A 26,088-nucleotide genomic window follows, 5' to 3' on the forward strand; every position below is an offset into this window, starting at 1 on the left:
CAGATTTCGTATGATAGAGAGTGAGTTTTCAACTGTTAAAAGGAAGGAGAAACAGCTATGTCGGGTACCACTGGAGAGCGTCCATTTGGAGACATTGTTACAAGTGTTCGTTACTGGGTAATTCACAGCATTACAATTCCTGCACTGTTCATCGCAGGCTGGTTATTTGTCAGCACAGGTCTTGCCTATGATGCGTTTGGCACACCGCGCCCTGATGAGTATTTCACCCAAGATCGGCAGGAACTGCCAATCGTGAGCGATCGCTATAATGCTAAACAGCAAGTCGAACAATTTATCAAGTAAGTTTTTGTAAAACAGGTTGAAAACTATGACGAGCAATACACCAAATCAGCCAGTTTCCTATCCAATTTTTACGGTTAGATGGTTGGCGGTTCACACCTTAGCTGTGCCTACAGTCTTCTTCTTAGGTGCGATCGCTTCAATGCAGTTTATTCAACGCTAGGAGAAACGATTATGCCAGATCGCGGTCCCAATCCAAATAACCAACCAGTTGAACTCAATCGGACTTCGCTTTACTTAGGTCTATTACTGATTTTTGTTCTTGGTATTTTGTTCTCCAGTTATTTCTTTAATTAACTGGGTTTGAGTCTAATCATTGTTGTTTTGAAGTAGGAGATAAAGCTATGTCTGGAAGTGGAAAAATCCCCTTGTGGATCGTTGCAACTGTCGCAGGAATGGGTGTCCTCACAATTCTTGGTATTTTCTTCTACGGCGCTTACGCAGGACTGGGTTCCTCTCTGTAAGGCTGACCTAGAATCGACGTTAACAAGCAATTGATTTAATGCTTGGCGTGAAACCTAAATACTGAAAAAGCATCTACCGCTGGTTTGATCAAACTGGCGGTATTTTAATAAGTATGTGGGTTTGGGGACAATAGCAGTTAGCGTTGAAGAAGGTAGGAGGCAGAAGGCAGAAGGCAAAGGCAACCAAGTGGAAGCCTCCAAATCAAGGATTGTGAGGAGGCTTGATACCGTTAGTCCTTTCAGCCGTGAGCAGAAGTTTCGTTGCCATTCCTTGGAGCGGAGCCTTCTGCATAAAAGCCTTTTTCAGCCAAGCACACAAGTTTCTGCACAAAATCAACAACGTCCAACAGGTAGGCAGACTGTGAAAGTAGAACCCTGCCCAAGCTGACTTCTTACACCAATCTCACCGCCCATCATCTGACAGAAGTGGCGGCTAATCACCAATCCGAGTCCAGTGCCGCCATACTTGCGTGTCGTTGAGGCATCGCCTTGTGTAAAAGCTTGAAACAACTGCTGTTGTTGCTCCGTCGAGATGCCAATGCCTGTATCACAGACATAAAAGCAAACCCATTCAAAGGATTGGGGATTTGGGGTTTTAGATAAAGGCTTTTTAGATGGAGTATCTGTCCCAACCCCGTCTGGTTCCTGCTCCTGACTCCCCAATCCGTATAGCTCACGAGTAACCCTCAGCATTACCTTACCCTGATGAGTAAACTTAGCAGCATTGGAAAGCAGGTTTAACAGCACCTGCCGCACTTTAGTTAAGTCAGCGTGCATCGTGCCAAGTCGTTCATCACAGTAAACCTCTAGAACATTGCCATTGTTCTCCATCAACGGCTTTACTGTGGTGATAACATCCTTAATCAGTGCTGGAATATCAAATGTCTCCGGGTAGAGAGCCATTTTTCCCGCTTCAATCTTCGACAAGTCGAGGATGTCGTTGATCAGTGCCAGCAAATGCTTACCCGCATTATTGATCGACTGGAGGTCATTGACAAAATCCTGCTCATCTACGCCTAGATCTTGGGCATCCTCTTCGAGAAGTTGGCTCAAACCAATAATGGCGTTCAAGGGTGTGCGTAGCTCATGGCTCATATTCGCCAGAAACTGACTTTTCGCCTTGCTAGCGGCTTCAGCGGCTTCTTTAGCTTGTTGCAGTTCTTTTGTCTGTTTTTCTAGCGACTGACGAGTGACTTCTAGATGCAAGGTGCGTGCTAATAAACGAGCGATCGCAATTGATAGCAAGGTTGCCAGTACAAGCGTACTCCAGATTTGGCGCTTCAAAATTGTTGAAGCTTGTTTGAGTTCACTGGACTCAACACCAATCGCTACTACAACCTTCTGTTGAGTCGCATCGGGTAGTGTGGAGTATACACGATTAAACTCTGAGTCAAGCAAGATTTCATAGACTGAGCGGCGCTGTTGCACGGTTCGCAAAGCCTGAGAAGAGGGAAGTAGCTTTTCCGTTGTGCCTATAGGGAAGTTCTGGCTGGAAAGAGCGTTACTGCTAGAGGTAATCAATTTCCCGTGAAGCGAAAAAAGTTTTAGCCGGGTAGTTGGTTGAGAATAGTTCAAAAAGTTATCTAACCAAGCTCTATTAAGATTCTGAGCGAGTATCAAGGTTCCTGGTGGCTCTCCTGTACCATCATCACGAGTGATGGGAGAGACACACAGCAGCAGCACTTGACCATTTTCTGTATTAATTATTTCTTCAACAGGCTTTCCTTGTGCGATCAAAGCGTTAATCCGCTTGCTCACCGCAGGCTGACGCAATAGTTGATTATTTTCAACTAAGATTTCCCCGTCACGAGTAATCAGTTGTAGCGCGTTGACTTGATCGCTAAGCATCAGCAATCCATCGGCGGTTTTCTTGAGCCAAGCTATGTCTCTACGTTTTACGCCATCGAATAATTCTGTCCAATAGGTGTAGTTAACCGTCAAGGTTTTCAGACCTTTTTGGCTAGCGTGTATGTAACCTTTGAAGGCTAAAACCTGATCTTCTAGACGAGTCCGTTCTAGAGCAAAAAGATGCTTAGGTACAGCCCACGCTGCCAAACCTGTTAGCAGTAAAACAGGAACAAAAGAAGCAGCAAAACTAAGAATTAAAACTTTGGGTTGTAGCTTTTGTACGTTTAATTTTCCCCAAATTGAATTAAGAGTTGATGGTGATACACCTAGGTGTATAGACTTAGACTTGGCTTCTTGTACTTCTGGAGAACCTAACACTGAAAACTCACATTGAACGTTGACTTCAGTGCCGGGTCGTAAAGCTAGCCCTGTCAAGGTTAAGGCGCGTAGGTGGTAGGTTTTAGGGGAAAATCTAGATCAAGACTTGGTCATATTAGGACTTCAGGGAAATTCTAACTCCAAGACTCGCCGCTCACCCTAACACTTAAAACTTGCCACCTTGAAAGAGGTAAGTCGTAAAGCCCAGCAATTTTTAACTCAAATTAGTATGTATATTCCTTTAGGCAGTTGAATCTATCTTCGGGGAGAGAAATGTGAGTTCAGAATTGATGATATCTTGACTTACAAAATTTTTTATCAATAGATTGAGCTTGGCTCTAAACGATCGCTTCGTGCTTCCTTCTGTTTTTTAACGACATCGATCGCTATTCAAAGCAATATCGCCAAGGGCGAACAGCCGTGCGTTCCTACAAGAAATTTGTACTTTATTGATTTGAACTAGTCGTCGGTTGCGACCCGCTTGGCAGGGTAGAGACTACAGTTAGCTACCAGATAGTCAAAAAGTTACACCTGTCCGATCGAAGCTCTCCATTTGTAATAGACTCAAAGCTTTGTGTATTATTTGGTTTGGTACGGAGAGAGAGGGATTCGAACCCTCGTTAACGTTACCGCTAAACAGCATTTCCAGTGCTGCGCCTTCAACCACTCGGCCATCTCTCCAGGGGAGATTAGAAATGTGTGACTATGAGTTTTATAAACTCAGCACACGATCTAAGATTATACACTGAAGTAATGAAAAAAAACTATACGATTCAAATTTGCGATCGCCAAAACGGCACTCAGCAAACTCTACAAGTACCATCTGACCGCTACATCCTGCAAGCGGTGGAAAACCAAGGCGGGAAACTACCGTTTGCTTGCCGTAATGGGGCGTGTACTACTTGTGCTGTTCGAGTTCGTCGTGGGGAAGTCTACCAGCCAGAAGCTATGGGGCTTTCTCAAAAGTTGCGCGATAAGGGCTATGCTCTGTTGTGTGTCAGCTATCCCTGCTCAGACTTGGAAGTTGAGACACAGGATGAAGATGAAGTCTACGAACTTCAGTTTGGTCGTTACTTTGCAAGGGGAAAAGTGCGATTTGGACTGCCACTGGATGAGGATTAGGGATGGGGAATTGGGGATTGGGAATTGGAGACTGGGGCTGGAGACTGGGATTTGGGGAAAATTTCCAGCTACTTTACTTCCAGGTTGCTCAAGCTTCAGTTCCCTATTCCGAATTTCAGGAAGCGGCTTAGTGCAACAAGGCAGAAGGCAGGAGGCTCTTATGCAAAAGCAATATTGCTTGTACAGTAAGCCTTTTAGCCTTTGTCAACTGGATAGTTATTTCCGCCGTGCTGCACTTAGTCGTCTTCGGCAATGCTGTATTTTTTTTAGCTGTCTGCTATTACTAGTGGGTTGCCAATCTAAACCAGCCAAGAATGGAATTACTGTTCAGGTGCAGCGGGTGGTTAGTGGACAAACAATAGAGGTGTTGAACACTAACCAACAACCGCCAGGAATTGAGCGAGTACGGTTGATTGGTATTGAAGCACCTGACTTAAAGCAGCAGCCTTGGGGTTTGATGGCACAAAACCGCTTGGAGAAGATGATTAGCGTAGCAACGAGTCAACAACTCGTCTTACAGCCAGTTTTCCTAGAACCTGACAAACAGGAAAAAGATAGTTTTGGTCGGTGGCTCGCCTATGTTTGGTACGATGGCAAATTGCTTAATGAGCAATTAGTAAAAGATGGGTATGTTCTTTCTGCACCACGAGCGCCAAATGACAAGTATGATGAGCGCATTGCCAGAGCGCAGGAATACGCCAGAATCATGGGATATGGCATTTGGAACCCACTTAAACCGATGCGCTTGACCCCAGCAGAATTTCGTCGTTTGCCCCTCAACCCAACGCCTTAACGATGAGCGAACCTACGTCTGAACAATTACACATCTTCCTAGACATTGCCACCGAAGCCGCCCTAGCCGCTGGTGCTATCTTGCAATCCTATTGGGGTCACTTGGAAGCTGTAGAAGAAAAAGGGCGTCCTGGGGACTTAGTCACCGTTGCTGATAAAGAGGCGGAAGCGGCAATCCTCAAGGTACTAAAGCGTCATTTCCCCGAACATTCCATCCTGGCAGAAGAATCGGGTCAACAAGGAGATAAGGAGAGCGATTACCTCTGGGCGATAGATCCTTTGGATGGCACGACCAATTATGCCCACCAGTACCCGATTGCTGCTACCTCCATCGGATTACTGATTTCTGGAAAGCCGCAGGTAGGAGCAATTTACAATCCCTTCCGTGACGAATTATTTCGTGCTGCCAAAGGCTTAGGCGCAACTCGCAATCGACGTCCAATCCAAGTATCTCAGACTCCTGAACTCAGTAAGAGCTTGCTTGTTAGTGGCTTTGCTTACGACCGACGTGAGACTTCTGACAATAACTATGCCGAGTTTTGCCACCTCACTCACCTAACTCAGGGCGTTCGCCGTAGTGGTTCCGCCTCGCTGGATTTGTCTGATGTTGCTTGTGGACGACTAGATGGCTATTGGGAGCGAGGGCTTTCTCCTTGGGATGTCGTGGCTGGAATTATTCTAGTCGAGGAAGCTGGGGGAAAAGTAACCGCTTACGACGGTAGTCCATTGTTAATTGATTCGGGTCGAATCTTAGCAACGAATGGTCAGATTCACGACCAACTAAGTACTGAACTTTTACAAGTTCCTCCACTATCCTCTTGGCAGTAATTCTAAGAGTTAGCATCCCAAATGGCTATCGATTCAACAAACCCTCTTGTTAAAAGTCACTAAACCATTGTTCAGGCGAAAGCCAACTTCCTAGTAAACTCTTAATGTAGATCAAGCTAAGGTCAAGGCTTTGTCGATTCCACCGAAATCTAAGACATACTAGAAACAATCCCTTGCGGCACAGAGTTTGGACGGCGCACTATGTCTTTTACAATTGATCGCGGACTATTTAAGTTAGATTTCACAGACCACCACGCAGTTCTAGGGATTCCAGTCAACGCGGATGAAAAGGAAGTTCGGAAACGATATCTTAAGATTGCCCGCAGACTGCATCCTGATAGCTGCAAAGCCGGAACCGAAGCGGAGAAAAAACTAGCAAATCAGCTGCTATCGAAACTTGTTAATCCAGCTTATGAACAACTGTCTCAAACCAGTCGTGACTACATTGTAAGCCTGGGACACATGGGTAGACGGTTGGCTGTAGAAAAAGAAAAAGGGAAAATTCCAGTAGCTAGCGAGGCGGCAAAACAATTAGGTCGCGCTGGTGCAAGTTTAGACTTTGCTTACAAAAGCGCGGTACAAAACATTGCTTCCAAGCAATATGAATCCCTTGACCAAGTGTCAGATAAAATTGCTGAAATCAGCGAACTCAATTTAGTTTACCTAATGCTTAAAGGGAGCAAGGGCGAAAGCATCAAACAAGAAGGGAAAGCCGGAACAACAACTAATCCTGAGCCAGTTAGGTCAAAGCCTCCTAGCCCCCCACCCAAGCCAGAGCCTCAGCTCGACTCTACGGCATCGAGAGTTCCTGAGTATATCCGTCGTGCAGAAGGGTATATGGTGAAAAATAACTTTGCCTCTGCTGTGTTGGAGTTGCGTGAAGCGCTTAAGTTAGATCAAACCAACAGCAACGGTCATAGCTTACTGGGAATTGCTTATTTGAAGCAAAATCAGATGGCAATGGCTAAAGTTCACCTGAATAAAGCCTTGCAATTGAATCCTAAGGAGGAGAGGGCAATTAAGGCAAAACAGTATCTTGACAAGTTGATGGAGAAAAATGCTTCTACAAAGTCAGCAAGCTCCTCAAAACAACCTCAGAGCAAGCCGCCTGAAAATCCCTCAACAAGCAAGAGTTTATTTCGTAATCCGTTCAAGAAGAATTAATGGTTCATCAACCACCAGCGGGTGCAAGAGATTTGCTGCCCCTCGAAGTTACCCAAAAACGCTGGATTGCCGATCACTTGCAGCAAGTATTTCACCGTTGGGGCTATCACCGGATTATCACATCTACTCTAGAGTGGTTGGATACACTGATGGCAGGGGGTGCGATCGCACGCTCAACGGTTATCCAGTTGCAGGATGCTGAGGAAGGAACACTGGGATTGCGTCCGGAACTCACAGCTTCGATCGCACGAGCATTTGCAACCCGAATTGCAGGCAGTACAAGTGAAGCAACGTTAGCCTTACCGCAACGCCTCTATTACAATGCCAATGTCTTTCGCCGCCCTCCTGTTGGTCACCACGGGCGTCAGTTGGAGTTCTACCAATCAGGTGTGGAACTGCTAGGGGCTGGAGGTGTATTGGCAGATGCAGAAATTCTCCTATTGTTAGCGGATTGCTTGAATCAGCTAGGTTTGCAGCAGTGGCACTTGGTTTTAGGGGAAGCGGGATTGACGCGATCGCTTCTTTCTCCCTTCCCACCACCAGTGCGAGACAAAGTGCGTAAAGCGATCGCTGATCTCGACCGCGTTGCTTTAGAGACTTTGCCCTTATCCCCAGAATTACGCGATCGCGCCTTGTTCCTGTTTGACCTTCGGGGACAACCTGCTGATGTCTTACAAAAGGTTGCCAGTCTGGATTTAGATGCATCAGAGCAGGAAATTGTCAATAACCTCAAATCTTTGCTGGAACTGTTGCAAGAAAGCTCTCCCTCACCACTTGAGCCAATTCTTGACCTCAGCTTAGTTCAAACGTTGGACTATTACACGGGGATCGTCTTTCAAGTTGTCAGTGATACCGAGGCAAATCAACGCCTATTAGGCAGTGGTGGTCGTTATGACCAACTGCTGGGGTTGTATCATCCTCAGGGACAAACTTACCCAGGTATTGGTTTTTGTCTAAATATTGAAGACTTGCACTACGTTTTGCTCTCAACCCCTCAACTACCCCGTCAGATCCCAACAAGTGACTGGTTAGTCGTCCCAGAGATACCTCAAGCAGAAGCAGTGGCTTTTGCTTATGCCCAAAAACTTAGAGATTCAAAGCATTTGGTACGGGTAGAAATGGATTTGGGAGGACGTTCACCCAGCGATATCCGCGAGTATGCCCGACATCACCGCATTACTTACATTGCCTGGGTTAAAGCTGATGGCACACCAGTAATCGAAACTCTCGCCTAGGCTTTTGTGGCAAACGTTTCTTACCCGTTGCGTTCATCACGGGAGGCAGGGGAAGAGTTTTTATTGGTGGGTTATTTGTACCGAGTTGGTCTAGGCACAGGAACTGGAGGAAGTCTTTGATGTTGGTAGTCTAGAGATAGCTGAGTGCAAGAGGGCAGAAGGCAAGAGGCAGAAGGCAGAAGGAAAGAAAACTTTTAAGGTAAGCTTTTTAACCTTTTTCAACTGCATAGTTATTTGGGCCATGCTGCACCGAGTGATTCAGCTAGTGTTGCCAAATCCTTAAAAGAGAGAAGACTGTGCCACATACGATTGTTACGAATACTTGTGAAGGTGTCGCCGATTGCGTCGATGCTTGCCCCGTGGCTTGTATCCACGAAGGCCCCGGTAAAAATACAAAGGGTACTGACTGGTACTGGATTGACTTTGCCACTTGTATCGACTGTGGGATTTGCCTGCAAGTCTGCCCAGTAGAAGGAGCAATTGTCCCGGAAGAACGACCTGATTTGCAGCAGACTCCATAGTAAAGTCACGATCAACGCATCAAACTAGAAGGAGGAAAAAGGGAAAAGGATAAAGGAATCTTTCTTCACGTAAGCCCCTTGCCCTTTCACCTTTCTCCTGACTTCATGTAGAAGTCTAATGTATTGGATACAAAATGCGATCGCTAGAAGTGGGCAGAGTATCAATCTCAGCAACATTAGCCAGCAGGAGAGTGCAAAATAAAGACAACGCCTGCCTCTTCCTGTAGTATGAGCCACTGCCTCAATCCTGATTGCTCTAAGCCACTAAATCCAGATGACGCAAAGTTTTGCCTAGCCTGTGGCACAAAATTATTACTGAAAGACCGCTACCGTGCCCTAAAGCCACTGGGTCGAGGCGGATATAGTAGAACCTTTGAAGCCGTAGATCAACACCGTCTCAACCATCCTTGTGTTATTAAACTCTTTCTGCTTCCACCAGAGCAAGACCAGAAAGCAACAGAGTTGTTTAATCAAGAAGCCGTGCGACTGTATGAATTGGGCAAACATGACCAAATTCCTGAACTCTACGCCCATTTTGAACAAGATAGTCGCTTGTATTTGGTGCAAGAGTTCATTGATGGGCAGACTTTACTGGATGAATTAGAAGATAGAGGTGAAGCGGGAAGTTCACCCTATCAAGGAGAACAAATTCGGGGAATTCTAGCGGATTTACTGTCAGTTCTGCAATTTATTCATGACAAGGGCGTTATTCACCGAGATATCAAACCAGCGAATATTATGCGTCGTCATAGTGACGGCAAATTAATCTTGATTGATTTTGGTGTGGCTAAACTGGCAACGGGAACATGCTTGGTTGCTCAAGGAACGCTAATAGGCACATTGGGATATGCCCCCACTGAGCAACTCCAGTCTGGTAAAGCCTACTGCGCTAGTGACTTGTATGCTTTGGGGGCAACTATTGCTCATTTACTCACTGGAATGCCGCCTTTTAACCTCTTCAATCCTCTAGAAGGTTGCTTGGCTTGGCGAGAACATTTGCCATTGGGGGCAAAGGTTGACCCTCAATTAGGAGAAATTCTGGACAAACTCCTAAAAAATTTAGTCAAAGAGCGCTATCAATCCGCTCTGGAAGTATTAGAAGATCTCAATTCAGCTCCCATTGATCATTCTCCTCCCCAGGCGCTTGATGTTCCTCTGGAATCAGAACGAGGCATTGATTACACAAAACTACGAGATTTACTGGCGGTGGGGAAGTGGAAAGAAGCCGATGAGGAAACACGTCAAAAGATGCTGGAAGTGATGGCACAACAGGAGCGAGGCTATCTGGATAACGAAGATATTGAAAAGTTTCCCTGTAAGGATTTGCAGACGATCAATGAGCTATGGAGATATTTTAGCCGCGATCGCTTTGGCTTCAGTGTGCAAAAGCGCATCTGGATGGATCAAGGTGGCAAGCCTGGGGTTTATGATTCCAATGTCTATGAAAAGTTCGGCGACAAGGTTGGTTGGCGAGTGAATGATAACTGGAAGTTATATTCCCAACTTAATTTCTCTTTAAATGACCCTCCTGGGCATCTTCCCTTAGGACTTAGTATTGGCTGGGGTACTGGCGCTATCGAGTTGATAGGAGTGGAAGGTGCTGTCGAGGTTGATCGGCTCTTGTCGCTTGTGGAAGCTTGTCAACTTTAAGAAAAGCGATCGCGTTTGTTGCACTCAGGCAAGGCGTTGAAGTCAAGCAATGGGAACATAGCCAAAGCGATGATGCAAGCACGGCTTAAGCAATTCAAAATTTAAGATTCAAAGGCTAAGTTGCAATCACCTATGGAACCTCTGTCTGATACTGAACGAATTGCTGCCCTGCAAGCGAGGAACGCTGAGCTAGAGTTGGAACTTCAACAAGTAGAAGAGACGTTACGCAAGCAAGCCGAGATAACCACCGAAAAAGCACTCTCATTGCTGCGAACCACCTTAGAGGCTACCGCTGATGGAATTCTTGCAATTAATGCACAAGGTTCTGTCACTCACTTCAATCGTAACCTTGTAGAACTATGGCAGGTTCCTGAGTCCATCATTACTTGGCAAGCTGATTGGCAACTATTGCCCTTTCTGCAAGAGCAGTTAAGGGATTCAGAAGCGTTTCTAAGCCAGGTGAAAGCCGAGTATGCTCAACTTGATTTAGAAAGTCACAGCTTTCTAGAGTTTAAGGATGGCAGGGTTTTCGAGCGTTATTCAAAACCTCAAGTTTTAGGTGAAGACATCATTGGTAGAGTCATCACCTATCGTGATATCACTAGTCTTAAAGAGGTAGAAGCAGCGCTACGGCAAAGTGAAGAGCGCTTCTCCAAAGCTTTTCGAGCCAATCCAATATCCAGTGCAATCAGCACGTTGTCCGAGGGACGAATTCTTGACATCAATGATAGTTTCCTCAATTTGGTTGGCTATAGTCGAGAAGAAGTAATTGGTCGTAATCTCAGCGAGTTAAACCTATATGCTGATGAGAGCGATCGCGAAGCGGCTTCCCCTTGGGAGCCTCGCGATCGGGTTCGTCAACTGCTGCAACAACAGCAAGGGATTCGCGATTTTGAGTTTCGCTATCGCACTAAATCGGGTGAAATCAGAGATGGGATCGCCTCTTTTGAAGTGGTTAATTTAGGTGGCGAACTCTGTCTTTTGAACCAAGTGTGCGACGTTACTGATCGCAAGCGGGTTGAAACTGAACTGCAACAGAGCCAACGACTGCTGCAAGAAATTATCGATGCTGCTCCGATGAGGATTTACCTGAAAGACTTGCAGGGACGATACCTGATATATAACCGTCATTGCGAATCTCTAACAGGCTTATGTTGGAAGCAGGTAATTGGCAAAACTGATAGGGAACTCTTTGGGCTACAGATTGCTAATCAGTTTCAATCCAATGACCATGCTGCGTTGGAAGCTGGACAAGCGATTACTATCGAGAGAAACTTACAAGAGGCAGATGGTATTCACACCTATCTCACAATAAAGTTTCCTGTATTTGATGCTGATGGGAATCCCTACGGAGTGTGCGGTATTTCAACCGATATCAGCGATCGCAAACGAATCGAAGAGGAACTCCACCAAAGTGAAGAACGCTTCTCCAAAGCCTTTCGCTCTAATCCGGCTGCAACCACGATTACAACGATTGCAGACGGTCGGTATATTGATGTCAACGACAGTTTTCTCACGCTCTTGGGCTTCAATCGAGAGGAAGTGATTGGCAAAACGAGTGTCGGGTTGGGTCTATGGGTTCGAGAGCGTTCTCAAGTCATGCGACACTACATCCAGCAGCTTCAACACGAGCCTATCCACGAGTTAGAAATACAATTTCGCAACAAGTCCGGTGAAATTCGCGATGGCATTACTTCGGCTGTGTTGATTGACTTAAGTGGTGAATTGTGTATGTTAGCTCAGCTTTATGACGTAACAGATCGTAAGCGAGCAGAAGCAGCGCTGAAATATCGACTCGATTTTGAAGCACTCTTAACCAACATTTCTACTCAATTTATTAACCTAAAAGCAACAGAAGTCGATCAGGCTATTAACCAGGCTTTGCAGGAGATTGGAGAGTTTGCTCAGGTTGACCGTGCTTGTATCTTTCTAATCTCTAACGAGCGATTTTTTAATACTCATCAATGGTTTGCTGATGGAATTCCCCCGCTTGTCTACCCTCAACAAGGGCTAGCATTAGAAACGATCCCCGATACAGTAGAGCAGTTGCGTCAGTTTAAGACCATCCATACTCCCCGTGTAGCGGACTTACCAGAACCAAGAAAATCGCTATCCGAATCGTTTGAGGTGAAGTCTTATATTGCCGTACCAATTGCTTACGAAGGTTGCTTAATTGGCAGCTTGGCATTTAACTCGATTCGGACAAGCAAAACTTGGTCTGATGAAGATGCTGCACTATTGAGGGCATTAGCAAATATCTTTGCCAATGCCTTGATGCGGAAGCATTCCGAAGAAGTCTTGCGCGAGAGTGAAGAACGCTTCCGGCAGCTAGCCGAAAACATTGATTCAGTATTCTGGATGTTTTCTGTAGATGAGCAAAGAACACAATATATCAGTCCTGCCTATGAGAAAATCTGGGGACGCTCATCCCAACGGTTGTATGAGAGTCATCAAGACTGGATAGATAGTATTCATCCCGATGACTACGAGGAAGCAATAAATTTGCTGGAATGCCAGGTTCGAGGAGAAACCGCTGAAGGCATATATCGAATTATCCGACCGGATGGAGAAATTCGTTGGATTTGCGATCGCTCGTTCCCCATTTATGACTCTTATGGCAAGTTGTATCGAGTTGCGGGAATTTCCGATGATATTACTGATCGTAAACTTGCAGAGAATGCGCTTTTAGAATCGGAAGCTAAACTCAATGCGATTTTAGACAGTGCAATTGCCGTCATCATTCGGTTCCAGGTATTTGCCAATCTTGATTGGGAATTTGAATTTATCTCATCGGGAGCAGAGATACTTTATGGATATACGCCACAAGAACTCATGGCTGATAGAAATCTCTGGATTTCACGAGTGTTACCAGAGGATTTAGAGAACGTTATTGTGCCAAGTTATGAAAACATCTTTGTAGAGCGCACAGCCCAACTAGAATACCGACTCAGACATAAAGACGGTTCCTTGCGCTGGTTTTCGATGACGATGTTCCCTCAACGAGATGAGACAACCGATAGCTGGGTTGTCACTAGTGTTGAAACGGATATTAGCGATCGCAAGCTTGTAGAGGAGCAACTCGAAGCATCTTTGCGGGAAAAAGAAGTACTGCTCAAAGAAGTGCATCATCGTGTCAAAAACAATTTGCAAGTTGTCTCTAGCTTGCTCGATTTGCAATCACAGCGTATTCAAGAGCCACAGGTTCTAGAGATGTTCCAAAACAGCCAAAGCCGTGTCAGGTCAATGGCACTTATCCACGAGAAACTGTATCAATCAAAAAGCCTATCTAGGGTGAACTTTGCTGACTATATTGAGAGCTTGGCGATGCATCTGATTCAAAACTATGCTGTTGACCCAGATAGAATTAGCTTGCAGCTCAATCTTGAACCCATATTGCTCAACCTTGATACGGCGATTCCCTGTGGTTTAATCCTTAATGAACTGGTTTCTAATGCTCTAAAACATGGTTTTCCAGGAAATACGGGCGGAACGATTTGGATTGGTCTATGCTCTGTGGGTACTTCTGTCTCCTGTGACGGAGGTGATGACTTTGAACTGGTTATTGGAAATAATGGAGTAAAATTACCCGAACTCCCAGACTTCTCCCGTGCAAAATCTTTGGGATTGCAGTTAGTGCGTGTCTTGATTCAACAACTTGAGGGGCAGATTGAAGTGAGCCAAAGCCAAGGTACAGAATTTAAGCTTCGCTTTAGGGAGCTAGAGCATTTAATAACTTAGGACTTACGCACCATAACGCCAGTTCAAGGGTTTGAGATTCTGACAATCGTTTCTCACTATAGCTTCACTTCACGCGATCGCTCAGAAGAACGTAATCTTCTACTCAGTGCGTAAGTCCTGAACTCTTGAAGGGAGAGACATAAGTTTAGACCTTCGTCTCAAGGTTAGAGAAGAGCTGCTGCATTGCCGTTGTGTAGGGTACTAGGAGGGACTTGTACTCGTTTGACACCCGCGCCAAGACTTCATCCATGAGTAACTGTGTCATTTGTTCAACGAGTTCCCAACTCACATCTACGGCTGGAAAGACCATAATGCACAAGGGAAGCAGTTCATCCTGCACAGATGCCATGCTCTCTTCTAGAACACATAGCGATAAATAGCCTTGAAACATTTGCAAGTCTCTCACAGTAGAGAGCTTTACTTCTCGATTACTCAGCCCGCCGCGACGGCTACGATGATTGGAGTACAATTTGACAGATTGTTGGTAAACTGCCTCAGCAATGTCTTCACTCTTTGGTAATAGTTGCTGAACAAGGGCTAGACGCGGTGAGTCAAGCTCATGCTTTGCCGCCGCTGCACAGACTCGCTGCCAAGGGATACAAACCTGCTCTTCAACGAATTTGAAGTAGGGACTGACTAAGACTTGCTCAGCAAGTGTCAGCCGATTTAGCACTAACTTAGAACTCAAGTGAAACTGTGTACTCAGAAAGCCAACAGCGCGTCTATCAGGTGATGACAGATGCTGCTCCTGAAATTCGAGTAATACAGGTTCAAGTACGGTGGCTAGTTGTTTAACCTCTGACACAGATAGCCCTAGCTTTGCCGATGATGCCTCAACATTACTAGAGAAATCAATCGTCTCAGCCTCTGACTTAGCGACCCGTAATGCCGGGGGAGGCGACTGCGTCTGGTAAACTTCCAGTACCTTCTCATAAACCTGCCCCGCTGCTTTAGCGATTCCCTGAGATTCGGTCAGGTTGACAATATTCGGAATGTAAGAGAACAGGACACTCGTCTGTATCCCAGCACACTTGCAATTAATCTCCACGCTCCGAGAAAGTTTAGCAATAGTTTGCACTCGCCCCTGTGGTGATGCCGCCTCAACTAGCTCAGAAACGGCACATTGGTTGCTTCTTATAGAAAGCGTTGATAAGTCTGGAACATAGCGCTCAGCCCAAATCTGGCTCAAGCTCTCAACAGAAGTCGTATTGACCAGTTTTGTACTTTTTAGCACAATTTTCTCTCAAGATGTATCAGGACATTGAACAGAACACCCTTGAGCAGATGGCTTCAACCGTGATTGCTACGGTTCCCTTTGTGGAAATGCATGAGCTTTATTTTTAGAATTGTAAAGCTCTATCTCTAGATCTTAAGGGGGATAACAGACAGTTACCATAAGCAAATCCGCTTACATCGCTCTGGCAGCATCTAGAAAGCTTTATGGGACAAGATCAAGTTGAGGCTAATCCTAATGCCCAAATGAAGCTAAACTAATCGCATTTGTTCGGGATGTTCGAGCGGCTCACCCCGACGAAAGAGCAAGAAGTAAGGGAGTGCCTCAAGCATGGCCCATACAACAATCTACCTCCTCGTAAGCATCGACAAGTTAATCTTGATGGTGTATTTCTGCGATACTCAGGAATGGCAATTTCGAGTCATTAGTCCTGGTGGTGCAGTTTTTGGAGAACACAAACTTTATTATTCGGCTCAAGCTGCGGAGAGAGCCGGACGTGAGTGGATTGAGAGAGGAAGCTGAAATCTAACTTTACTTGACTAACTGTAATTCCCGAAGCGATCGCTCTAGAGCAGCCGCTTCAAAATTGAGTTTCATTGCTCCATGAAAGTTTGGTTTCACAGTAATGTCATCAATGGTGTAGACATTCACAAACCCCACTTGAAGGGCTTTCATCTTGGCTTTTCGAGGCACAAACTCAACATATTTTTTTAAGTACCCTGAACTCAGATTGAGGGCAACATCAATACGGTGGTAATTGCCGACATTAACAAACCCAAACATCTTGATATCCACTTGAGATTGTTCTTCGTGAATTATCTCTTGCAGGCTAAATACTCCGGTGTCAATCAGTTCTTCAATTTGACCAGGGTCAGCTAAGTTTTTTTTGAATAACCCAAGCAACTGAACTAAACTTTTTTCATCTTGATTCTTTAGTGCCATCTCTAGGCTAATGCCAAGTTTCTCCTCATTGACACTCGCACTGAGAAAAGCAATTGCTTTATCCTTAAAACTCTGAGTTTCTTTAGGTTCGTCCTTTGACGGCAGATTTGAGTTATTACTCGCTTGTGCAAGTCCAAAGTTGACAAAGAGGTTATCAATTCCCAAGATTTGCTTTTGGACAGCGAGTAAAAGTGTAGTTCTGAGATTAGACCGAAATTCCCCAATTGGATTGAATAACCACCAAGCCTCACGAACCGGAGACGTTTGTTGAAGATGCTCCCCTCGGTTCCAACGGTTTTTCATCTGCTGATATGAAATGTGGCAATCAAGAAAATTTACCTGCCAATAAGGAAGCTGAATAAAAAGTTTTCCTGAGTCAAATTTAAATGCATATCTAAGATTATGAGCAATTTGAATTTCAATCTCATACAAATGAAAAATACTAGTGTGTTGACCTAAAATACTAATTTGAAAATCTCGAATGAAATAAGCTGCTGCTTCTATTTGTTTGATAACTTGCTTTTTGATTGACTTTAAAGAAAGGCTAGAGTCTAGATTGAAAGAAATTTTATAAGTTTCTTCTAGTCGTCGAAACGTGTTATGAGTAATCTGCCTACGCCTTAAGGCTTCACTCACTTCATGGTCTTGGTTAAGTAAGCATTCAGTTGCATATTGCTGAAAGAAGTGAAGAAAGTCTGCGTTGTTTTGAGTTGGGTCAAGTGTTTTAGTCATGATATAAACGTCCTAAGTGAGAGCGATCGCACTAATCACGCTGGTCTTGAAATACAATAACCATATCTTCAAATCCGGATGTCGTAGTGAACACGGGCGAACTTACTCATTAAGGAAAAGTGTGGCGACATTAAAACTTCTCTCCTATCATCTCCAGGTAATTCAAGCCCATGCAGAACGTACTTATCCTGAAGAGTGCTGTGGCTTACTATTGGGTGAGCTTAGAGGTGATACCAAAATCTTAGTGGATGTCTTGCCGACAGAGAATAGTTGGGATGCCCAAGCCGCTACGTTTCAAGCGATTGAGGGTTCAGTTCAGCTTGAGTCTAGCAAACGTCGTCGCTTCAGCATTGCACCGACAGTGATGCTCAAGGCACAGAAAGACGCACGCGATCGCAACCTCAATATCATTGGAATCTACCACTCTCACCCTGACCATCCAGCCATCCCTTCCGAATTTGACCGTGCGATCGCATGGCAGCAATACTCGTACATTATTGTCAGTGTCCAAGAAGGAAAAGCGATCGACCTCAAAAGCTGGAGTTTGGATGATGAGCATCAGTTCCAACCGGAAGAAATTTTTACAGCTTCGTCCTCAGCCGATTGAAAACTTATATTAAAAACTATCAAAATAAAAAGACAAGAAGCATTTAGATAAGATATATGTCTTGTCTCTAGCTCTACTAGCGAGTGAAATGCTCAACCCAAATCTGGATGAAATCCAGCTCCAAAAAGAAGAATACGAACGCTACTCTCGACACTTAATCTTGCCTGAAGTCGGACTAGAAGGGCAAAAACGCCTCAAAGCCGCCAGCGTTCTCTGCATCGGTAGCGGTGGACTCGGTTCGCCCCTACTCTTGTACCTTGCCGCTGCGGGGATTGGACGACTAGGACTTGTTGATTTTGATGTCGTTGATAGCTCGAATCTGCAACGCCAAGTCATTCACGGAACCTCTTGGGTAGGGAAACCAAAAATTCAGTCTGCCAAAGACCGGATTCTCGAAATCAACCCCTATTGCCAGGTTGACCTTTACGAAACTCGTCTTACCTCAGAAAACGCTCTAGATATTCTTGAGCCTTATGACATTGTGGTGGATGGTACGGATAACTTCCCCACCCGCTACTTAGTCAACGATGCCTGTGTGCTGCTCAACAAACCGAATGTTTATGGCTCGATTTTTCGGTTTGAAGGTCAAGCCACCGTATTTAACTATGAAGGTGGTCCAAATTACCGCGACCTCTACCCGGAACCACCACCACCAGGAATGGTTCCCTCCTGTGCAGAAGGTGGTGTTCTCGGCATTTTGCCAGGAATTATTGGTGTGATCCAAGCAACGGAAACTGTCAAAATTGTTCTGGGTCAAGGTACAACCCTTAGCGGACGCTTGCTGCTTTATGATGCCCTGAATATGAAATTCCGGGAACTAAAACTGCGACCCAATCCAGAGCGTCCAGTCATTGAGAAGCTCATTGATTACGAGTTTTTCTGTGGCATCACTCAAGCGAAAGCAGAGGAAGCGAAGCAGCAAATGGAAATGCAAGAAATGACTGTGCAGGAACTCAAAGAACTACTCGAAAGTGGTGCTGATGATTTTGTCCTGCTAGATGTCCGCAATCCTAATGAGTATGAGATTGCGAAGATTCCTGGCTCAGTTCTCGTACCACTACCGGAAATTGAAAACGGTATAGGTGTGGAAAAAGTGAAGGAACTGCTCAATGGTCATAAGTTGGTAGCTCATTGCAAGATGGGAGGTCGCTCAGCGAAGGCGTTGGGAATTTTGAAAGAGTCTGGTATTAAGGGAATTAATGTCAAAGGCGGAATTACTGCCTGGAGCCGGGAAATTGACCCCTCTGTGCCTGAGTATTAAGGGGGTTAGTTTTTGATGGAAGATTGGGATTAGGTGATTATAGACAGGAGTGACGCAGTTAATTGGTAAAAGCCTGATTCTATTGTCGGGGCTTGGCATTGCCAAGCCCTACATAATTGAAGTGCGTAAGTCCTAATCGAGTTATCTAATCCCCAGCCCTCATTACCCGCAAATGTCCGCAACCGAGTAGCATAGCCTATAACATCTTTGTGTAAAACCATCATGAGTAGGCAAAGTTGCCTCAACGTTACTCCAGGCATGAAAAGTCGCACTCTTCCACGATTAGTCAGATTCTGTGCAAGTCAACTTGCGATCGCAAGCTTGTTGGCTTTAGCGATTCCCAATCGTCCTGCACTTGCGTTAACTGAATTTCAAGTCTGTGCTAGCGAACTCCTACGTGCAGATGTCTCCCCAGAACGAGCATCAGTAGCGTGTTCACAAGCACTTGCCCCGAAGGATTTATCTGGGTGCGTCCTTAGAATCAGCTACCAGACACCGACAATTTCTGACGAAGCATTAGCCGCTTGCACACGAGTCCGACGCCCACTAGAGCTAGCAAGCTGTATGGTTGATATCAACACTCGTACCGAAGGTGCAGAGGTAATTCGGGTTCTAGATTACTGCCGCCGTAGCCTTCTTCCTGTGCGCTTTTCTGAGTGTGTGATTGGTTTAAGCCGTGCAGTAGACGCTTCTACTCCCGGAGCGCTAGATACTTGTATTGCTGCTGATGATTTTCCTCGCGAATTATTTCCCACTCTTGTGCCGCCACCACCCGCCAATCCAACACCACCAAACATTATTCCAAGTTTAGTTCCTGCACCCATAGTACCCATTCAGCCAAATGTTCCCATTAATCCCCTGAATCCGTGACGAACTGGCATTCCTGGTTCTTCTCCCACCCCTGGAGAAGTTGGGAGGGAATGAATGAGCAATAAGCCTAACGGCATACTTCGCTAGCGTACTCAGCAGGCTACAGGCAATCACACCTAACCTCTCAAAAATCTCAAACCTCCCAGAAATATTTCCGGGAGGTTTTACAGCCCTTATTAAAGGTTTCTTACTTATCTGACATCTTGCACCAAGCCCTCAGAATGGAATTCTGGGGCTATACAAACCAAGTCTGCCGCCGGAGCTTTAGTGAGGGCGGACTAACCGAAAATCAAGGGTTCTATCAACTTTGAGTAGAAGTCTAATCTACACAACAGTCGAATTTCGCTTTGTCTCATAGAATCGACAAGCAACGTATCCTAGTGAGTAAAGCAAAGCTACGTTACTTGATGCTCCAACTACAGCACCCACGCCGGGGAGGAGTTCCACTAAACCTAGCCCAACCTTTACTGCTCCAGAACCTCCGACAGATAAACCGAAGATTGCCAAGACTTCGCCTCGTCTTGCTGGATCTTTAAGCGAAAATCCGTATGCTGCCGCAATGCGATAAATCATTTCTGCCTGTAGTGCTGAAACGGCAGCCAAATCAACGGCAAACAGTGTTAGCGCTAGAGGCGGTATGAAGTTAGTGAGTAAGCCAATTCCCCCGGCTTTTAATGAGGTATCGACAATAATTCGGTGAGCCAGTTGCTCAGGGGTTTCTAAAGGGTACTCCTGTCGCAGCTTCTCGACGTCTTTGGACACCTGCTCTACATCAACTTGACCAAGTGCTGCCATTAGCCAGTTAATCCCTGGAAGCTTAGCCGCATATTTTACCAGGGGATTTTCAGCAATAGGAGTGACGAATTTTCCAACCGTTTGTGTCCCCTGTTCCACTAATTGCTGAGCCACAGGTGCAACTGCTTCTCCTACAACGTTGGTAGTCGTTGTAATGTTGTCAGCCGCCAACCGTACTGCTTCAGAAGCTAGCTTAGCTGTAGAAGCTGCAAGAAGAGTTGCTGTTGCGATCGCTTCACTCATTTGGTCAGTATCTAAACGCTCTCTATCTTGTACTGGCATGGTTTCTGTTGGCTTCTATAACTTTAGTGAATAACTTACCTTCACTCTACAAAGGTAAAGTCTAAGTTACCTCTATCCTCTGACAGTAATTCGATAGTCTGGACGTTTTATCGGTTTGGAGCAAAAGGCGATCGCACAATTTTGCGTAGTTCGCTTTATAGAATTGATTTACTGTCTCTACTCAGGAGATAGCCACTTTGACTTCTAACAGGAACTTACTTATAAGGGAATAAAACCTCTCGAAAGGTCATAGATATTCTTCTTGTTCTAGTAATTTCTGTCCCCTTATAGTTATCTTTCTTTCGTGGAGCAATGCCATGCTGCCAAAGGTATCTAGCTTCCCTATGCATTACGACTAAACTACCTGCGGACAACAACAGAGATACCTTTTGGTGAGTTTGAGAATGCGTGAAATCCATCAAGCAGGGACTTCCTAAGCTTAAGGAAATAATCGTATTCCCAAAGCAGGGGACACAGTCAACATGGCTAATAATGCCTTGTCCGGGTTGATATTCGTTAACAATTAATTGATCAAAAGCTTTTTCTGTTAACTTATCATTAAACAGCCTATTTGCAATATGTTCTGCCCAATCTGGCAAAGCTCCTAAATAATTTGCAGAAGCTAGTGAGCCATTCTTATAATCATATCTATAGCCATAATGTTGAACCCGTCGTTTCAACTTCATTGACCATTCCTGTTGGTCTATAGCATGAATTAATTGATTTTGTTCCTCAAAAGTGATGTATTCAGGAACGTATGTCAGTCCTGAAATCTCTATCGAATCCGCTTCAAGCGTCGTTGTTAAATCTAACTTACTCTTGTTTGGAGATAACATTGTTCCTCAGTATGCCTTCCGGAAAAAGTCGAGCTTGGAAACTGGGCTTAGGTAGATTCAGCATCAAACAGTATCTTATCTCGATCCTGTCTATGCTAACCATCCTGTCACCTGCTCATCAGCTCAATTCAGTTCTTGTCCCGGTAGAGAAACCGTTGCACGATATGTTCTGATGAAGATGCTCCAAGACGGAACACTATAATATTACCTTCAAGCGTTAGCTCAAAGCAAAACACTAATTATTGAACACCCTGATTAACTTTAGTTTTAAGCTAGTGCAGCGCGGCAGAAATAAGTAACCAGTTAACAACGGAGCAAAAAGTAGAAAGTATAAGCCTTTGTTCCTTCTGCCTTCTGCTTTTTTGTACTAGCTTGGCTGGATTTTTGGGTTGAGAGGATAGTAATCAAAACAGTTAATCGCTTCCTCCGTTAATGCCATTGAATGGCGTACTGTACATTTTAAATATCGCTCTTCTGTCACTCTGGGTTCAAGTCAAGAGCAGTAAACTCAATCAACTCCGGTCAGTAGCAAAGCTATGTGAGCGAGATCAGAAAAATCCCGGAACCTCAATCCTAGAAAAGTTATTTGCCAATGAGCGAGGAGCAGAACCTTGTCGATTCCGAATAGTGACTTGCTGTGATGTTAACGAGGAAGTTTCTGGGCTGATAAGTTATCGGGACAGCTTAGCAAAAGTGTTCTCCGGATACTTCAGCCCAAAATGTTCTCGTAGCGTCTTGCCTGTGTATTCTGTTCTGAATATCCCTCTGCGTTGGAGTTCTGGGACAACGAATTTTACAAACTCTTCAAATGCCCCAGGTAGATAGGCAGGTGAAATGACAAAACCATCACAGGCTTGAGCCTGAAACATCATTTCTAACTGATCAGCGACTTGTGTAGGAGTGCCTACTAGCTGTGGGACTAGCACACTTGCCCCATACAGTTTGCCAATATCTCCTAAGGTTAAACCTTCTTCTTGGCTCAGCTTTAAAACCAAGTCGAACATTCCTCGCATTCCTGGAATTTCTAACTTTTCAACAGGTTCATCTAATGCGTGTTGAGAAAAGTCATAGTTTGTATGGTTAGACAAGGTTGATAGACCAACCAGGGGATGAACTAACTCGTTGTGTAAGGATTGCTGGGTTAGTGCGATCGCTTCTGTTTCCCCAACAAATGGCATCACTGCTGTTAGAATTTTGCAGTCCTCTGGGGCGCGTCCGTACTCCGCCATCCGGGACTTTAACTCGATATAAGCGTCTTTGGCACGAGCAATATTGGGTTGAATTGTAAAAACCACTTCTGCCCAACGAGCGGCAAATTCTTTCCCACGTCCAGAAGAACCCGCTTGGATAATCACGGGATGTCCTTGGGGACTACGAGGAATATTCAATGGACCGCGAGATTTGAACCATTCCCCTTGGTGGTGAATGTAGTTCACCTTAGACGGGTCAGCAAAAATCCCATTGTCTCGGTCTAGTAAGATTGCGCCTTCCTGCCAGCTATCCCAAAGTTTGAAGGTAACCTCCATGAATTCGTCAGCCCGGTTATAACGCTGGTCATGCTCCAAGTGTTCCTCCAACCCGAAGTTTTGCGCCTCGCCGTTATTAACAGAAGTTACAACGTTCCAAGCCACACGACCACGAGTGAGATGGTCTAAGCTGGCAAATGTTCGTGCGACTTGGTAAGGGTGGTAGTAAGTTGTCGAGCGAGTTGCCCCCAAACCGATGTACTGCGTACTCGCTGCCATCATCGCCAGAACCGGAACCGGGTCTAACCGAGCCGCATCTTGGTCGCCGTAGTGCAATCCGACTTCCAAGTTCTGACCATAACCATCACCCATTGCTAAGCGGTCAGCGAAGAAAACCAAGTCAAATTTCCCCTGTTCCAGAATTTGAGCGGTATTTTGATAAATTTCGGGTTGAAAAAAACCCAATTCAGTTTGGGGATGCCGCCAAAGAGCATGGCTGTGGGCAACGTGTCCAGCAATTAAAAAAGCCGATAAATGTATCTGTCTCATTTTGTTTTTTGTCATTAGTCAGTTGTTCATCAATTAATGACCAATGACGTATGACCCGTTACGAGTAAAAGTCAGGTATAGGAAGCTGATTATTAAGCGCCCAATTGCCCACAGCGCGGACTTTGTAATCTACGGGGTCATGAAGTGTGAAGGTGCGGAGATTGCGCCAATAGCGGTCAAACCCGTATTTAGAGGCTGTCGCTCGACTTCCCATTACCTCAAACATCCGGTTGGCGATGTCTAATCCGACTCTGGTTGCAGCGACTTTAGCCGTTGCGATCGCGATCGCACATTCCCCTCGTTGTTCTGCTGTCAGTGACAAGTCCTTTTCCCATGCCGCTTGCAACAACTCTCCAGCCTGATCTGCTAAGGCAGTTGCTCCCTGTAAGTTAACCCACATATCTCCATAATGCTGGAGAATATACGGGTCTTGGGTCGCACTATCTACCCCAGAGGTAAGCCAAGGTCTTGTTTGGGTTCTGGTGTACTCTTTCGCCGCTTCAAAGGCACCTTGAGCAACACCGAGATAGATATTCGTAAAAGTTATTTGTGTCAAACAGGAACGGATTGTTTTGAAGGTATTGCCATCGGAACTGGGCAAAAGAATCTCATCTTTTTCAATCAGCACATTATTGAACGTGACACTACCACTATCCGTTTGTCGTTGCCCCATGTTGTCCCAGTCATCATTAACAACCACACCCTCTCGCTGAGTTGGAACCACAACAACTGTTAGTCCAGAAACTCCTTCTTGTACAGCCGTTACAGGCAGCACATCAGAGTCTATAGAGCCAGAGCAAAAGCTTTTGGTGCCGTTGAGACGAAACTTGTTTCCATCTGGGGTAAGAATCACTCTTCGGTCAAGTGGATTCAAGGCATTACACCAAAACCAGTTATTCTTTACAGTTTGAGTGTAATAGCGTTCTTTCTGTTCGGAATTGCCAAATACATGAGGGGCAACAACGCCTAGATGATGGTAAGAGAAAACATGGGCAATTGAGCTGTCTACCTTAGCAAAGTCCCGAACAATTTTTAAGGTAGTAGTCCAGCTTTCTCCAATTCCTCCAAATTCTTTTGGAATAATTAGGTGGAGTAAGCCGCTTTCCCGTAATTTGTCGCGTTCATATTGCGGAGTGCCTCCTTTGGCATCACGCTCAACAGCAGTTTCAGCAAATTCATTAGCTAAGGCAGTGGCGATCGCCTTATAGTCCGTCGATTCTTTGATAACTAGTTGCATGGGGCAAGACCTGATAACAATTAATCCTTTCTTTACAACCTATAACTTCTCTCTAAAGAGTCAGGTGTTAGGTGGTAGGTGATGAATTGACTTTCCCTACAACCTACAACCTCTCCTCACCAATAAGTGTCAAACATTAAACCTTATGGTATTACTTGTTGAGTGCTGTAATGCTTGGACAAACAGAGGTTGCAATATCGACTCGTTTTGGAATTGCCTTTTGCTCTAGCATCCAGTCGGCAGAATTCTGAATATCAGTCAAAACAAGAGGTTCTAGGGGAAGTACCTTCTCAACGGGTTTACGCTCAAAGGCTTGTTTGGCGGCTTTGGGTGAAACACTTAAAGCTTTCTCCAAAACTCCAGTGGCTTCGTCTGGTTTGGTCGTTACCCACTCACCCTCTTGCTTAATTACATCTAAGGCAGCACTAATGGTAGTAGCTTTTTCAGATAAAGCTTGGCGGTGGACGACATACACTCCGTAGTGGGGAGCGGCTTCGCCACTCGCAATTCGACGGGTAGGATGATCGACTTCTGCGATCGCTAAACCAGGGTCCCACATCGCCCAAGCATCGACATGACCTTGCATGAGAGCAGGCATTGCATCCGTTGGTGACATATACGCACGCTTTACCTGCTCCTTGGGAACGTTTTCCTTCTCCAGCACTTTTAGCAGCAAATGTTCGCCCCAACCCCCTCGGTTAACGGCAACTGTCTTACCTACCAAATCGGTGGGGGCTTTAATCGGAGAGTCAGCTCGTACTAAAAGTGCTTCTGCCTGGGGAACAGCAGGTCGATAGGCAAGCAGACACACCGGAACCCCACCAGCTAACCCTGATATCGCAGGGATATCCCCACCAGCAGCAAGGTCAACACTACCAGCGTTGATTGCCTCCAACACGGGAGCAAAATTCGGGAATGGTCCCACCCATTCAACTTTAATGTTCTTGGCAGCTAGTTCACGCTCTAGTGTTCCGCGCTGTCTAATCAGTGGCAGCAACCCCCACCTGACATAGCCAATCCGCACGACATTTTGCTTGTCAGCGCTAGAAGCTTGGGTTGCTTGTGGGCTTTCATTGTGGTTACTGACTGCTGGAGTAGTAGAACGGCTAGAGTTATTCGGAGCGCAAGCAGAGGTTGCCAAACCTAAGCAAAGCGTCGTCGCGAACAGCAAGACAACGTTAGGTGTCGAACGGGGCTTTTGGTGTTTAATCACGAGATGCTTGAACTGACTCAACAT

The 26,088-nt window shown here is 45.4% G+C and carries 25 protein-coding genes and 1 tRNA gene; 17 read left to right on the forward strand and 9 right to left on the reverse strand.

Annotation, left to right across the window (positions count from 1 at the left end; translation table 11 throughout):
* Nucleotides 1–57 precede the first annotated feature (57 nt).
* The 4 genes from psbE to H6F98_RS19285 are packed head-to-tail and all read left to right on the forward strand — an operon-like array spanning nucleotide 58 to nucleotide 764.
* Nucleotides 58–303 (forward strand): cytochrome b559 subunit alpha, encoded by a 246-nt coding sequence (gene psbE / locus H6F98_RS19270; RefSeq protein ID WP_192220317.1) that lies wholly within the window; start codon nucleotides 58–60, stop codon nucleotides 301–303.
* Nucleotides 304–328: 25 nt separating this feature from the next.
* On the forward strand, nucleotides 329–463 hold the full coding sequence (gene psbF, locus H6F98_RS19275; protein WP_192220318.1) for a cytochrome b559 subunit beta: 135 nt from the start codon (nucleotides 329–331) through the stop codon (nucleotides 461–463).
* Between the two features lie 11 nt (nucleotides 464–474).
* Nucleotides 475–597, forward strand: coding sequence for a photosystem II reaction center protein L (locus tag H6F98_RS19280; RefSeq protein ID WP_192220319.1), 123 nt, complete (start codon nucleotides 475–477; stop codon nucleotides 595–597).
* Between the two features lie 47 nt (nucleotides 598–644).
* On the forward strand, nucleotides 645–764 hold the full coding sequence (locus H6F98_RS19285) for a photosystem II reaction center protein J (RefSeq protein ID WP_192220320.1): 120 nt from the start codon (nucleotides 645–647) through the stop codon (nucleotides 762–764).
* Nucleotides 765–1,097: 333 nt separating this feature from the next.
* Here the strand turns inward: H6F98_RS19285 and H6F98_RS19290 are convergent, their stop codons facing one another.
* Together H6F98_RS19290 and H6F98_RS19295 are read right to left on the reverse strand one after the other, a co-directional pair.
* Complete coding sequence (locus H6F98_RS19290) at nucleotides 1,098–3,047, reverse strand: ATP-binding protein (RefSeq protein WP_242058609.1); 1,950 nt, start codon at nucleotides 3,045–3,047, stop codon at nucleotides 1,098–1,100.
* A gap of 537 nt (nucleotides 3,048–3,584) precedes the next feature.
* Nucleotides 3,585–3,671 (reverse strand) — tRNA-Ser (locus H6F98_RS19295).
* 72 nt (nucleotides 3,672–3,743) lie between these two features.
* On the opposite strand from H6F98_RS19295, the gene H6F98_RS19300 reads away from it, so the two are divergent.
* From H6F98_RS19300 to H6F98_RS19335, 9 genes are all read left to right on the forward strand, one after another.
* On the forward strand, nucleotides 3,744–4,112 hold the full coding sequence (locus H6F98_RS19300) for a 2Fe-2S iron-sulfur cluster-binding protein (protein ID WP_192220321.1): 369 nt from the start codon (nucleotides 3,744–3,746) through the stop codon (nucleotides 4,110–4,112).
* A gap of 2 nt (nucleotides 4,113–4,114) precedes the next feature.
* The gene (locus tag H6F98_RS34160; RefSeq protein ID WP_277927598.1) at nucleotides 4,115–4,243 is read left to right on the forward strand and encodes a hypothetical protein; all 129 of its coding nucleotides are present in this window, start codon (nucleotides 4,115–4,117) and stop codon (nucleotides 4,241–4,243) included.
* Nucleotides 4,244–4,272: 29 nt separating this feature from the next.
* Nucleotides 4,273–4,905 carry a thermonuclease family protein gene (locus H6F98_RS19305; protein WP_192220322.1) on the forward strand — a complete coding sequence of 211 codons (633 nt, stop codon included), beginning with the start codon at nucleotides 4,273–4,275 and terminating at the stop codon, nucleotides 4,903–4,905.
* A 2-nt stretch (nucleotides 4,906–4,907) separates the two neighbouring features.
* Nucleotides 4,908–5,732, forward strand: a complete 825-nt coding sequence (locus H6F98_RS19310) for an inositol monophosphatase family protein (protein WP_192220323.1) — start codon at nucleotides 4,908–4,910, stop codon at nucleotides 5,730–5,732.
* Nucleotides 5,733–5,933: 201 nt separating this feature from the next.
* Nucleotides 5,934–6,896, forward strand: a complete 963-nt coding sequence (locus tag H6F98_RS19315) for a J domain-containing protein (protein WP_192220324.1) — start codon at nucleotides 5,934–5,936, stop codon at nucleotides 6,894–6,896.
* Nucleotides 6,896–8,131 carry an ATP phosphoribosyltransferase regulatory subunit gene (locus H6F98_RS19320; RefSeq protein WP_192220325.1) on the forward strand — a complete coding sequence of 412 codons (1,236 nt, stop codon included), beginning with the start codon at nucleotides 6,896–6,898 and terminating at the stop codon, nucleotides 8,129–8,131. The genes H6F98_RS19315 and H6F98_RS19320 overlap by 1 nt, the downstream gene beginning before the upstream one ends.
* A gap of 296 nt (nucleotides 8,132–8,427) precedes the next feature.
* The gene (locus H6F98_RS19325) at nucleotides 8,428–8,652 is read left to right on the forward strand and encodes an indolepyruvate ferredoxin oxidoreductase subunit alpha (protein ID WP_192220326.1); all 225 of its coding nucleotides are present in this window, start codon (nucleotides 8,428–8,430) and stop codon (nucleotides 8,650–8,652) included.
* Between the two features lie 228 nt (nucleotides 8,653–8,880).
* Nucleotides 8,881–10,302 carry a GUN4 domain-containing protein gene (locus H6F98_RS19330; protein WP_192220327.1) on the forward strand — a complete coding sequence of 474 codons (1,422 nt, stop codon included), beginning with the start codon at nucleotides 8,881–8,883 and terminating at the stop codon, nucleotides 10,300–10,302.
* A 132-nt stretch (nucleotides 10,303–10,434) separates the two neighbouring features.
* Entirely contained in the window at nucleotides 10,435–14,040 is a 3,606-nt protein-coding gene (locus H6F98_RS19335; RefSeq protein WP_192220328.1) for a PAS domain S-box protein, read from the forward strand.
* Between the two features lie 145 nt (nucleotides 14,041–14,185).
* Here H6F98_RS19335 and H6F98_RS19340 read toward each other — a convergent pair whose 3' ends face one another.
* A complete protein-coding gene (locus H6F98_RS19340) occupies nucleotides 14,186–15,274 on the reverse strand; it encodes a hypothetical protein (protein WP_192220329.1) in 1,089 nt (362 codons plus the stop codon).
* Nucleotides 15,275–15,604: 330 nt separating this feature from the next.
* On the opposite strand from H6F98_RS19340, the gene H6F98_RS19345 reads away from it, so the two are divergent.
* Entirely contained in the window at nucleotides 15,605–15,796 is a 192-nt protein-coding gene (locus tag H6F98_RS19345; RefSeq protein WP_192220330.1) for a hypothetical protein, read from the forward strand.
* A gap of 9 nt (nucleotides 15,797–15,805) precedes the next feature.
* On the opposite strand, the gene H6F98_RS19350 is transcribed toward H6F98_RS19345, so the two are convergent.
* Nucleotides 15,806–16,948, reverse strand: a complete 1,143-nt coding sequence (locus H6F98_RS19350; protein WP_192220331.1) for a hypothetical protein — start codon at nucleotides 16,946–16,948, stop codon at nucleotides 15,806–15,808.
* Nucleotides 16,949–17,069: 121 nt separating this feature from the next.
* Between H6F98_RS19350 and H6F98_RS19355 the strand changes: the two genes are divergently transcribed.
* From H6F98_RS19355 to H6F98_RS19365, 3 genes are all read left to right on the forward strand, one after another.
* Nucleotides 17,070–17,555, forward strand: coding sequence for a Mov34/MPN/PAD-1 family protein (locus tag H6F98_RS19355; RefSeq protein ID WP_192220332.1), 486 nt, complete (start codon nucleotides 17,070–17,072; stop codon nucleotides 17,553–17,555).
* Nucleotides 17,556–17,643: 88 nt separating this feature from the next.
* Nucleotides 17,644–18,816: a molybdopterin-synthase adenylyltransferase MoeB gene (moeB, locus tag H6F98_RS19360; RefSeq protein ID WP_192220333.1), complete on the forward strand. Its 1,173-nt coding sequence runs from the start codon at nucleotides 17,644–17,646 to the stop codon at nucleotides 18,814–18,816.
* Between the two features lie 222 nt (nucleotides 18,817–19,038).
* On the forward strand, nucleotides 19,039–19,686 hold the full coding sequence (locus H6F98_RS19365; protein WP_192220334.1) for a hypothetical protein: 648 nt from the start codon (nucleotides 19,039–19,041) through the stop codon (nucleotides 19,684–19,686).
* Nucleotides 19,687–20,010: 324 nt separating this feature from the next.
* Here the strand turns inward: H6F98_RS19365 and H6F98_RS19370 are convergent, their stop codons facing one another.
* From H6F98_RS19370 to H6F98_RS19390, 5 genes are all read right to left on the reverse strand, one after another.
* On the reverse strand, nucleotides 20,011–20,763 hold the full coding sequence (locus tag H6F98_RS19370) for a YcjF family protein (protein ID WP_192220335.1): 753 nt from the start codon (nucleotides 20,761–20,763) through the stop codon (nucleotides 20,011–20,013).
* 215 nt (nucleotides 20,764–20,978) lie between these two features.
* Nucleotides 20,979–21,599 (reverse strand): alpha-ketoglutarate-dependent dioxygenase AlkB, encoded by a 621-nt coding sequence (locus tag H6F98_RS19375; RefSeq protein ID WP_192220336.1) that lies wholly within the window; start codon nucleotides 21,597–21,599, stop codon nucleotides 20,979–20,981.
* Between the two features lie 671 nt (nucleotides 21,600–22,270).
* Nucleotides 22,271–23,614 (reverse strand): LLM class flavin-dependent oxidoreductase, encoded by a 1,344-nt coding sequence (locus H6F98_RS19380; RefSeq protein WP_192220692.1) that lies wholly within the window; start codon nucleotides 23,612–23,614, stop codon nucleotides 22,271–22,273.
* Nucleotides 23,615–23,672: 58 nt separating this feature from the next.
* On the reverse strand, nucleotides 23,673–24,851 hold the full coding sequence (locus H6F98_RS19385) for an acyl-CoA dehydrogenase family protein (protein WP_192220337.1): 1,179 nt from the start codon (nucleotides 24,849–24,851) through the stop codon (nucleotides 23,673–23,675).
* 151 nt (nucleotides 24,852–25,002) lie between these two features.
* Nucleotides 25,003–26,088: an aliphatic sulfonate ABC transporter substrate-binding protein gene (locus H6F98_RS19390; RefSeq protein ID WP_192220338.1), complete on the reverse strand. Its 1,086-nt coding sequence runs from the start codon at nucleotides 26,086–26,088 to the stop codon at nucleotides 25,003–25,005.

It is taken from the genome of Microcoleus sp. FACHB-SPT15 (genome assembly GCF_014849525.1).
Lineage (GTDB): Bacteria > Cyanobacteriota > Cyanobacteriia > Cyanobacteriales > Coleofasciculaceae > Symplocastrum > Symplocastrum torsivum.